The sequence below is a fragment of the Parabacteroides goldsteinii genome (assembly GCF_020091425.1).
Classification (GTDB): domain Bacteria; phylum Bacteroidota; class Bacteroidia; order Bacteroidales; family Tannerellaceae; genus Parabacteroides; species Parabacteroides goldsteinii.
Genome location: NZ_CP081906.1, coordinates 2,431,198 through 2,442,651 on the forward strand (window position 1 = coordinate 2,431,198; position 11,454 = coordinate 2,442,651).

The 11,454-nt window shown below is 46.2% G+C and carries 8 protein-coding genes; all 8 read right to left on the reverse strand.

Translation table 11 applies throughout. The annotated features are described in order from the left end of the window. Positions 1-10: 10 nt before the first annotated feature. The 8 genes from K6V26_RS11185 to K6V26_RS11220 all read right to left on the reverse strand — a co-directional run bounded on the left by K6V26_RS11185 (position 11) and on the right by K6V26_RS11220 (position 11,359). Complete coding sequence (locus K6V26_RS11185; protein WP_010802885.1) at positions 11-1,063, reverse strand: efflux RND transporter periplasmic adaptor subunit; 1,053 nt, start codon at positions 1,061-1,063, stop codon at positions 11-13. A gap of 202 nt (positions 1,064-1,265) precedes the next feature. After that, complete coding sequence (locus K6V26_RS11190; RefSeq protein ID WP_224265361.1) at positions 1,266-2,234, reverse strand: DNA/RNA non-specific endonuclease; 969 nt, start codon at positions 2,232-2,234, stop codon at positions 1,266-1,268. A 108-nt stretch (positions 2,235-2,342) separates the two neighbouring features. Then, positions 2,343-4,550: an alpha-L-rhamnosidase-related protein gene (locus tag K6V26_RS11195; protein ID WP_224265362.1), complete on the reverse strand. Its 2,208-nt coding sequence runs from the start codon at positions 4,548-4,550 to the stop codon at positions 2,343-2,345. Positions 4,551-4,583: 33 nt separating this feature from the next. Next, complete coding sequence (locus tag K6V26_RS11200) at positions 4,584-6,338, reverse strand: alpha-L-rhamnosidase-related protein (protein WP_224265363.1); 1,755 nt, start codon at positions 6,336-6,338, stop codon at positions 4,584-4,586. Between the two features lie 217 nt (positions 6,339-6,555). Continuing rightward, entirely contained in the window at positions 6,556-7,356 is an 801-nt protein-coding gene (gene rhaD / locus K6V26_RS11205) for a rhamnulose-1-phosphate aldolase (protein ID WP_007656165.1), read from the reverse strand. 42 nt (positions 7,357-7,398) lie between these two features. After that, on the reverse strand, positions 7,399-8,421 hold the full coding sequence (gene rhaT / locus K6V26_RS11210) for an L-rhamnose/proton symporter RhaT (RefSeq protein ID WP_224265364.1): 1,023 nt from the start codon (positions 8,419-8,421) through the stop codon (positions 7,399-7,401). Next, complete coding sequence (locus K6V26_RS11215; RefSeq protein WP_046147273.1) at positions 8,418-9,677, reverse strand: L-rhamnose isomerase; 1,260 nt, start codon at positions 9,675-9,677, stop codon at positions 8,418-8,420. The genes rhaT and K6V26_RS11215 overlap by 4 nt, the downstream gene beginning before the upstream one ends. 206 nt (positions 9,678-9,883) lie before the next feature. Further along, positions 9,884-11,359: a rhamnulokinase gene (locus tag K6V26_RS11220; protein WP_224265365.1), complete on the reverse strand. Its 1,476-nt coding sequence runs from the start codon at positions 11,357-11,359 to the stop codon at positions 9,884-9,886. Positions 11,360-11,454: the final 95 nt, after the last annotated feature.

Consider the following 11,454-nt stretch of genomic DNA (forward strand, 5'->3'; position numbering starts at 1 on the left):
GCTTATCCTCTTAATCTGTTAATACTTTTACTTGTTGTCCGTCGACAAGGCGGGTTACTCCGGCAGTAACGATCTGTTCTCCGGCTTTCAAACCTTCGGTTACGACAACACCGTCTTTGCCAACCAGTTCTTTTTCCGTAATCTTACGACGTTCCACTTTCGAGGTCTGCGGGTTATAGACGAACACATATTTATTACCACTGTTCGGTTCGTCGGCAACGATAGCAGACAGTGGAATCAACACGGCTCCTTCATTGAAGCTCTTGCTCTCTATGTTCAGGATTACACGACAGGAGAAACCTACGGCTACCTTATATTTGTTCAGATTAAATTCGGGATCATCAATATAAAGGAATACCGGTACGCCGGAACCATCGGGCGAGGCTTCCACATATTCTTTTACTTTCGCTTTGAAGCGGGTTCCTTTGTAATTGTCAAACTCTACAAAGATACTGTAGGGAGTGGAGAAGTAAGTGATATTCGTTTCAGGCATTGTAAACTGCACCTGCAATTTGTTCGGGTTTATCAGGCAGACAATACCTTGTCCCATCTGTACCTTCTGATAATTCTCTACATATTTCTTTTGGATGAAGCCATCGAAAGGAGCACGCAGCTTAGTCTGCTCCAAGGTATTCTGTGAGTTTTCGAATGCTGCCTGTGCATTGGAATAAGCAGCTTTTGTCGATTCATACTCCTGTTGAGAGATTGCCTGTTTAGCCAGAAGTCTTTCTGCACGTTGCAGCTGTGCCTGTGCTGTCTGGAAAGAAGCCTTTTTGGCTTCATAATCCCATTTGAAATCCTGTGGGTCTATTTCGGCTACGATTTGCCCTGTACGTACTTTCTGTCCTTCTTCGACATTTAATGAAATCAGCGGACCGGACATCTTAAAAGCCAGGTCACTAAATTGATCAGGCGATACAACACCGCTAAATGATTTTTCTACCATATCCAAAGATGTCACTTCTTCCAGCTTCACCGGACGAGGGCCCTGTTCCTTTACCGGAGGCTGGCTACATGACATCAATGCTGTCAATACAAAAACGGGAATCAATTTACCATTCATGATAACAACTTGATTTAGTTATTTTAGTTACTTATTAATTATATATGCTTGTATACAGTCATATAAAACTATGCGTTAAGTCATAGCTATACAACATTCATTTTCCACTAATTGTTCTAATTGCGCCGCTCCTTCGGAACCGAACGGCAGCTACTTACATTTGCTTGTTTTATTTCTATATTGCTCGTACAAACTACTAGTGTCAAAAGGACCAACTGTCCCAATCTATTTTTGCTTCCATTACCCTTTCCTGTTCATCGGGAACAGCCGGAAAGAAATCAATTCCCGTTACTTTTTCCACACTATCGACAGGTATCACCATTGACTTCAAAGAAGTCTTTTTATAATCCTTATTTTCCAGAATGAACGCAATTGCTTTATATTCGCTTCCCGAAACATAACAAATCACTTTGTAAAACGCGCCAGGAACACCTACTCGATTCTTTCCCATCCGTTTCATATTGTCCGTAATTACAGGACCGGTAGCAATCAGCAAAGATCCGTAATCTTTCGCCCATAGGCGGCTCTGCTCTTCTAGTTCTTTCCAGATGCCCCGGTTCAACGCCGGCTTCTGCGGACAGATATTACTGAAATAAAATGATTCGCGCATTGCCTTTGCCGACCACTTCATGTCACCGGCAGGAGCCATATGGCCACGGTCGTAACCTGTACGGGTATAGTCTTCATTCGTTGCTGTCGCACCTTTTACCATCGGGTCCGGTACGAATTTATTAGAACGTTCCGTCTTTTTGCTTTTCGCCTCTTCGGCAGTCAGCTCGTAAGCTACCCAGTTCGCAATCTTATAATCTGAATTGTAGGATACGGTATATCCTTCGTGACGGATCACTTGCTCGGAACGTTTAACCTTCAATTTAGGGATTTCGGCATTTGCCGGAACTTTAAAAGTAGTTGTTTTCGGACGAGGGGGAACAATGGCAGGCTTTTTATCTGCCGGTTTTTCCTTTACTGAGTCAGCAGGCTGCTTCTTCTGTTCCACCACCACAGGCTTCTTACCGGAAGTAGGATAGAAATAATTAAACACATATAACAGGCCGATAAAACAGATAACCACTAAGGCCGCAAGAACAAATATACGCCTGATTACAGAAACCAAAGATGTTCCCTGATTCTTCTTTTTCCGCGATTTTGCTTTGCCTTTTCTTTTTGCCATTGATTAATAACCATTTATTCTCCGCCGCAAAAGTAGATAATGTGAGATTATTAAACAATATATAAACCTTAAATATATTCGTCAGAATTAATACAAAAAGTGCCCCGATTAAAAGGGGCACTTTAAATTATAGGTTCCGGAGCCTATCTGCTGTATCTTTCCTTTCGACGAAACGACCTCTGCACTCGTCTGTTCCGGAACTTGTATTTCCATTAATATAGTACGTCCTGACTTGCGTAATTTCACTTTTATATCTCCGTAATGGGTAGGTACTGATACCGATGCTTCCGTCAAAGACCCCATCTGAGGTTTTATGCGGAATGTACGGAAACCGGGAGATGTCGGTTCAATACCACACACTTTCTGGCTCAGCAGCGTCAGCGGTCCTCCGCTCCAGGCATGGTTGATCGTACCTCCTCCGAAACCTTCAGCGCCGACTCCCCAACCCTCAAACAAGGTGGTATAATCCTTATAACTTAACATACCGGCATACCGGTCACGCATCCTCTGCAAGGCAACCTCCGGGGCATTCATCTGAAAAAGAGCTTCCAATACATACTTTTCCATATAAGGACTGGCATGATATTCTTTTTTCAAGACCTTCAGTATGGCAGGATACTTGTCTTTTGTCGCCAAACCGGATAGAACGGCCATAGCCTGCGAACGGTCGTCATCCTTGCCATGATAACCCGGAGAACGATATGCAGTGCCGGTCCAGAATTTCGTATTAAAGCATTTCTCAATACTATACATCATACGGGTGATCTCTTCTGCATCTGCTTTCTTACCCAGTTGAAGTGCAAATTCCTTTTCTGCTTTCAGTGCCAGATAATACCAGCAGTTCGTCAATACCCCCATATCGATCTGTTCGCCCCAGTCACCCCAACTCCATTCACCACTGCGTTCGATGGGCAGGCCACTCTTATCGACCTGCCATGTTTCATGCAGATAACGATGCAGGCGGTCATAAATAACCGGAATAAATGTACTGTCTCCGCTATAATAATACTGTGTATAGAAACCATACCAACCCACCGAAGCCAGCATCTGCAAAGGCAACTCCTTCGACCAGTTACCGGCAGGAACAGGAGCAAACAATGAGCCGTCGGCACGCTGCCAGTTCATCAGTTCATAAATGCCTTTAACGGCCAGTTTATGGGAAGAAGGAGAAAGTGCATAGAAAGCCTCTCCCAACTCGTTCACCTCGTCTCCCCACCATTGAGCACGTTCGCGTTCGGGACAATCCATATAATTGTCACGCATCGTTATATATAATGTTCTCGCAGAACGTTTCCAAAGTTCGTTCAGGAAAGGATCGTTACATTGAAACGATCCGGCAAACTCTGTATCATAGCCGGTTTCACGATACTTAACTTCCAGTACTTTTACTCCTTCGGGAAGAATATACCACATCTCATGACCGCTCATCCAGCCGTAACTTTCATACTCCTGTATGCCGTTGCGGGTGACATATTCGGCACGGATATTTTCTGGTCCTCCACCCCGATAATTATCCGTCTGCATATGGATTGTCGCACCTTCCGCCGACTCCACTTTCAGATAGGGTGTAAACTGGCAGTTGTAAGGTAAACGGCAGAACAGGGTATCGCCTCTCTCCGACCGGCGAACACCCGGATACTCCTTTAAACCAAAATCCTTAAAGAGCGGAATAGGACGTTCAACCAGGTTTCCCAAAGGCGCTTTACCAACCACTGAAGCGATCTCGGCACCAGGAAACGCATTCTTATAACCAGGTAGGTTCCATCCTTCCAATGTTCTGCGGGCATCGAAACGGATATTGCTTTCCGACAGGCGATAGTTCGGATAAGGAGCACCGGTATTCTGATAAGCATCATATACCCTACAACTCCAGCTTTTATCGGATACAATCTCTATGCCGGGAGCAATCGCCTCAAATAACAAGGCTGCCAGTCCACTGTTCACATGACTGAATCCGTTCTTACCAAAATGCCACACCAAAACAGCGATCGTATTTTCCCCCGACGTAAGGTAAGGAGCAATCTCTACCGAATCGTAGTAAGTATCATAAGGAGAAGGACCGCGTTTCAAGCCTCCTTCAAACACCACCATCCGGCCGTTGATCCATAACCAATATTTACTGTCGGCTGCAATATGTGCGGTCAGTGTCCGAGGAACTTCAGCCAAAGTTACCGTTTTACGATAGGCCAGCCAGGTATTGCTCGCACTCTGGCATTGTTCCGTATTTATCCAGTTTGCTTTCCAGTCCGTTTTCGTTTTAGCTTCTGCCGAGGCCAAAAATCCGGCGCATACACACAATAAGAGATACTTTTTCATAATACGATCGCTTTTACAGGTTATCAATTTTATTTAATTCTCCAGATAGACTTTCACACCGTCCGGAGCCTTTACTTCGCTTTTCACTTTACCGTCCGCTCCTTTTTCGTGACGGATCGTTATTACACCCTGCGGAGTCGGGAAAGTACCTTCCACCCATTTTAAATCGCCCAGATGCGGGGTGATACGGACTGCGCGGCATCCCGGTTCCACCACCTGAACCCCCAATACATATTCACTCAGCCATGATGTCGGACCGGAAGCCCAGCCATGACACAAACTATGACGGAAACCTTTATAGCAATAATCACCATAATCACCGTGAATATCCTTTTTCCCTTCGGGCACAAGTTCGTCGATACGTGCTGCATTCGGAAGCCAGTCCATATTGAAATCTTCCCAGAACGTAGTAGCACCCAGGTCGATCATCGCTCCCCAATACTGGCGGATCACATCGATCGCTCCCTGATAATTCCCGGCAGCAGCCATTGCACGCAACATATAATATCCGTAGAAAGTAGAGAATCCACGTGCCCCACCTACTGACAGATATTTACTGTTTGCCTCTTCCGGTTTCATCAAACCAGCCAGGGCCAATAAAGCCGCACCCTGTTTTGAGCCCGGAGCATCCGGTGCTATTTTAGATTTCAACAAAGGCTTGATCACCTTCGGAGCCGCCTTTTCCATTTTCTTCGCCGTTTCACGACATTGGGATGCCAACACATCGTCACCAAGTGTTGTACATAATTCATCGCCTGCCCTCATAGCCATCAGAACCAGCGATTGCAGACCGGCATCGATCGCCACCTGATTCTCACTTGACGGCCAGTCCATGAAACGCCATCCATCCAGTTTCTCACGTCCGTCTGCATCCACTTTAGAAATCAGGAAGCGCAGAAGGTCGCTCATATAAGTTTGCTGCTCTTTCAGGTAAGCCACATCTCCATGGTGATAATACCAGTCACGCTGGATCAGCAACCACCAGATCGAATAGGCGCTGATGCCATTCATCCAAGCGGGAAGAGGCGTTACATCACGGATCAGGTCAAGGCTCTTTGGGACGACTTCGTTATAACCGAAAACAGTATTTACGGTCATCACTTCCGGATGCATATCACCCAACCAGACCAGACGATCACGCTTAATACCGTCCCAAAGATATTCCTGCATATTCAAATGAACCGTATAAGCACCGGTCTGCCAGATTTTATTCAGCCGTTCGTCACTACTTCGGAAAGAACCTTTGTACGGGATATCACGGAATGTAGAAATAGCACGGATTTCTTTCAAGGAAACTTCCGTAGAATCGCTCATCAGGTCTATACGGGCAAAACGGAAACCTGAATTACCGACTTCCAGCACACCCAACCAGGGCAATGTGACAACAAAATCACGTATTGCATGGTCATTACTGGCCCCGTTCTTCCCATCAATTTCACACATGGCTTCACTGACGGATTCTCCGAAACGGACACGCATCTTTATAGGGCTTTTATTGGAAAAAGCACCGGTCACAATCTGAATCCCTCCCTGAAGTTCTTTCCCGAAATCAAACAAAAGGGCCGGATGCTCTTCTGACGTACTGGTCATCTTGCAAAGGGCACGATCTGTTAATTCTGCCTGTCCGTTACCCGGCAGGAGCAGTTTATCACCATCTTTTATCAATTCGCTATGTTGTTGCCAGACAATACGCGTCGGGGAAAGATATTCGCGTACCCGGCTGTCGCGTTGCTGGGCCAGTACCGGCAGGGAACATAAAAGAGTAAGAAGTATAAGTATCTTTTTCATGGTATTATCAATAATGAATCAATTTGCTTCTATGGACAGGTTTAGTTATTATCAGATATGAACTATCCTGTCCCCGTGCTTGACACGGGGCCGCAGAAGAACAGGCAGTATCAAAAGATACATATAGGATACGGTTTGTGCTTTTGCGATCCCGTGTCGAGCACGGGAACGGGATAGTTCAAATATTTCTAATTCTGAACTTCACACGCTACAGGAACTACAACCCAAAAGCAGGAACCAGATCATCCAACTGCTGGTCGGTCATTCCTGCCGGTTCATAGCCGGCCATGCGGGCACTCAGATAGATTTGAGCAGATTTTGCCAAGGTGTCGATTGCGTCAAAACATTCGATCAGATCTTCACCGACCGCCAGGATTCCATGTTTTTCCCAGAATACAACATCATGTTTTTCCAGTTGTTTGATCGTTGCATGTGCCAGTTCGATCGTTCCCGGTATTTCATAAGGGACAATACCGACACCTTTCGGTACGATGATACGGCATTCGGGGATCATGCCCCATAATGTCCGGGTGATCACCTGCGAATCGAGGAATGGTTTACAATGCGTCATACCGATCAGTTCTGTCGGATGCGTATGCAAAACGACCTTGTTATCACGTCCCAAGGAACGGAGATAATTGTGCATCATCAGGTGAGACGGCAGTTCGGATGTCGGGGCGACAGGTTGTTCGGCAATGATCTCATAGCTTTTTCCGTCCGGTGCTATCCGGATCAGCGAACCATTTGCGAACGGGTCCTGTGCGACATACCGCATCCGTTTGCCTGTCCCGGTCACATAAAATACATGTCCTCCAAGGGCGGTCATCGCTTCCTGCAACTGAATAGCAGGAGCAAGTGCCGGCAATTCCATTTCTTCCGGTGTCAGTAAACCGGTTAGATTAACAGATATATTTCCTCCATTTCTTTCGGCCCATCCTTTTGTCCAGAGATAGCCAGCCACCTCAGCGATACGGCCAATTTCAGCCATCAAAAGGCTGTTGTTTCCAATTGTTGTCATTTTTTTCTATATTAATTGCTTCGGGTATTCCCGAAAAGTCATCTATAAACTCGGTAACAGCAAAGAGAATATCAGTATTCCCATACCGGTAATTAATACGATAATCGTTTTCCTGCTAACACCTTTCCATTCATTCAATATGATTCCCCAAACATTACTGAATATGACATTCAGCGACATCAGGATACTCCATGAAAAGGCAAGCATTACCGGAGAGTCAGAAAAATAGCTCTTTCCCATGCCCAATCCAAAGAACTGTGAATACCAAAGAACTCCTGCCAGCGCACAAAATAAAACATTATTCAATAATATCTTACCCGGAACGGAGAAATAATCTTTCCCTGTTTTATTTTTTATATTCTGGAAGATACAATAGGCTGCATTCGTCAGGAAGCCACCCATTGTTACCAACAGGATCACCGGATTCAAAGCAAACAAATCGCTTGCACCAGAGGCTTTCGCTTTTTCCAGTATCGGAGTTCCGGATTCAAGGCCCAGATTAAAACAGGCACTCATCACACCCGCCAACAATGCAACCAGCAAACCTTTCGTCAGGGCAAAGTCTTTCACAGCCGCTTTCTTTTCCTCTTCCGTCATGTTGCGGGCACGCAGACTACCGGCATAACCGATCACTGCGATACCAGCCAACGTTACGCAAACACCCAGCAAAAGGATCAGTCCGTCGCCATGAAATAAATCCGTCCCCCCGAATACTGCCGGAAAAAGCGTACCGAATCCGGCACAGGTACCAAGAGCGATACTCTGCCCCAGGGCTATTCCCAGATAACGCATGCTAAGACCGAATGTCAGACCTCCCACGCCCCACAGCATTCCGTAGATTACAGCGCCGGTACTTCCACCGGCACTCCAGAGTTCAGTCAGGCTATTTCCTTCCGGAATAGCGAGTTGTGCGCCCAGATAAGGGAAAACGAGCCAGGCAAAAACACCCTGGATCAGCCAGAAGCTCTCCCAACTCCAGTTTTTCACCTTATTGATCGGCACATAGGAACTGCTTTGCCCCAGACTGCCGATGGCGATAATCAGTAAGCCTATCAGTATATTCATTTGCGCTTGCTTGTTACTTCCGCTTCATATTTTTCTATTTCTGCAATGTAATCTTCCCCTACAGGAACATTATTTTTCAAACAGTACATATCCCATACGGCAGTCCACGGAAGGCTTTTCAATTCTTCCTGCAATGCCAGGCGCTGGAACAGTTTATCTTCCGATTCATATTGCTGCAAAGTAGCAGACGGTTCAAGCAAGGCTTGCAGGAACGCTTTCAGTGTGGCACGGCAACCGATCACATAAGCTCCTATGCGGTTGATCGTAGCATCGAAGTAATCCAGTCCGATATGTACACGATCCAATGCATTGCAACGGATGATCTCACGGGAAAGGTCCAGCAGGTCATCGCTCAATACAACCACATGGTCGCTGTCCCAACGGATCGGACGACTCACATGAAGCATGATCTCAGGAGTGAACAACAGCATGGAAGAGATCTTATCGGCAATGCTTTCCGTCAGATGGAAATGTCCGGTATCCAACGTTACGATTTTGTTATTCTTAGCTCCATATCCCAGATAGAAATCGTAAGAACCGACCGTATAGCTTTCCAGTCCGATACCGAACAATTTAGCTTCGATGCAATCCTTCATGTTCTTATACTCCGTTGCAAAGATTTCGTCCAGCGAATCTTTCAGCAACTGGCGGTATTTGATGCGGCTTGCCGGCACTTCCTTGGAACCATCATGTATCCAGAGGTTCATCATACAGGGATCGTTCTGGTAAACACCCATCGCCTCACTGATCGCACGGCAGCGTTTCGTATGTTCGATCCAGAAGTTACGGATCGAATCATCCGGATTAGCCAACGTCAGGTTTCCGCTTTTAGGATGTGAGAAAGAAGTGGAGTTGAAATCGAGTTTCATATTGTTCTCTTTCCCCCACTCCATCCAACTTTGGAAATGGGCAGGTTCCACTTCATCGCGATCCACTTTCTTTCCTCCGAAATCGCCATAGATTTCATGCAGGTTCAAGCGATGAGTTCCCGGGATAAAAGAGTTTGCTGTCAGGATATCGGCGCGAACTTCATCTATATTACGCGCTTTGCCCGGATAATTACCGGTCACCTGTATGCCGCCCGAAAGCGAGCCGTCCGGATTCTCGAATCCCGTCACGTCATCTGCCTGCCAGCAATGGAGTGAAAGACTGATTTTCTGCAACTTTTCAAGTGCACTGTTTACATCAACGTTTACAGCAGCAAAACGTTCGGCTGCCAAATCAAATGCTTCTTTTACTTTCTTTTCAGTATTCATGGTATGCTTTTTAATTATTGATATTGTTAATACTTTATTTTACTCCAAATATATAAAAGCCCTTGTCCCCGCACCCGATGCGGGGCCGCATAAAAACAGGCCTGATCGATTCGATATTCATATGACCGGTTCTCATGCGATCCCGCGTCAAGCGCGGGAACAAGCTGACTTTTACTATCACACTGGTCTTTATTTTATCTTAATTATTATCGTTTTACAACCTGTAAATACCGGTCGTAAACATCTTTCCAAACAGTCTCATCCTGCGGTAGGAATGTTTCGGTCTGAATAGAATCAGCTATCAACTGCCGCATTTCCCAACGGGTGGAGACGATACCGGCAGACCGTGCCTGTACCATACCGTTCCCGATCGCCGTTGCTTCCGACGGACCGGCAATCACCGGCATGCCGATCGCATTCGCCGTAAACTGATTCAGCAGGTTATTTTTCGAACCTCCGCCGATCACATGCAACCGATCGATCCGAAAAGGCGCCATTCCCTTCAACATTCGGATCACCTCATTATAACGAAGTGCAAGGCTCTCGAAGATGCAACGGATAAAATCGGCATCCGTTTCAGGAATAGGCTGTCCTGTTTCCTCACAATAACCGGCAATAGCCTTTGTCATACACGTCGGATTAGCAAAACGGGGATCGTCCGGATCTACGAAACGTACAAAGGGAACAGCCTGCCCGGCCAGCTCCACGATTTCAGAATAAGCATAAGCACGCCCGGCCTTCTCCCACTCTTTCCGGCATTGTTCCAATAACCACATGCCGGTAATATTTTTCAGGAAGCGGGTTGTTCCCTCGATACCGCCTTCGTTTGTAAAGTTATTCTTATAGGATTCTTCCGTTATGATCGGTTCTTCCGTTTCAATCCCCATCAAGCTCCAGGTCCCGCTACTCAGATAAGCAAAATGCTCATCCCTGGCCGGAACAGCAGCTACGGCAGAAGCCGTATCATGCCCCGCTACAGCAATAACAGGTATCTTGCCAATGCCGGTTTCCTCCGCCAGGGCATCCGTCAGTTCCCCGACAAGCGTTCCCGGCATCACCACCTGCCGCACGATAGACGGCGAAACTCCTGCCGCTTCCAGCAAGGATGGTTCAAATTGTTTCGTAACAGGATTAAGCAACTGGGATGTGGAAGCATCCGTATATTCACACACCTTCTTGCCCGTTAACAGATAAGACAATAGGTCAGGAATGAAAAGTATTTCTTCAGCATTTTTCAAAGGTGCAAAATCCTCCTTCCGGGCACGGAACAGCTGAAAGAGACTATTAAAGTTCATAAACTGGATACCGGTCAGCCGATAGACTTCCTCACGCGGCACCAGGCGGAAATATTCCTCCAATGCACCTTCCGTATACGGATCGCGGTACGCCCTGGGCAATCCCAGTAAAGAACCATCCGAAGCCAGATAACCGAAATCGACTCCCCAGGTATCGATCCCGATCGAATCGACCGGGATATCTTCCCGGGCACAAAGGGAAAGACTTTTCTTCAGTTCCTCATACAGATTATATATGTTCCAATAATATTTCCCGTGCAATTCCAACAGGTTATTAGGGAAGCGGTGAAGTTCCCGCATTTCAAATTTGCCATTCATTAATGACACCAAAACGGCTCTCCCGCTTGTAGCTCCTATGTCAAATGCTAAAAAGTTATGTTTCTTCATGCCTGCAACAAAGTTATTTGTTTTACAGAAGCAAAAGTAAAAGGTTATTTACTATCTTTGCTTACGAAAATGATTTTAAACCTTTCAATTCTGAC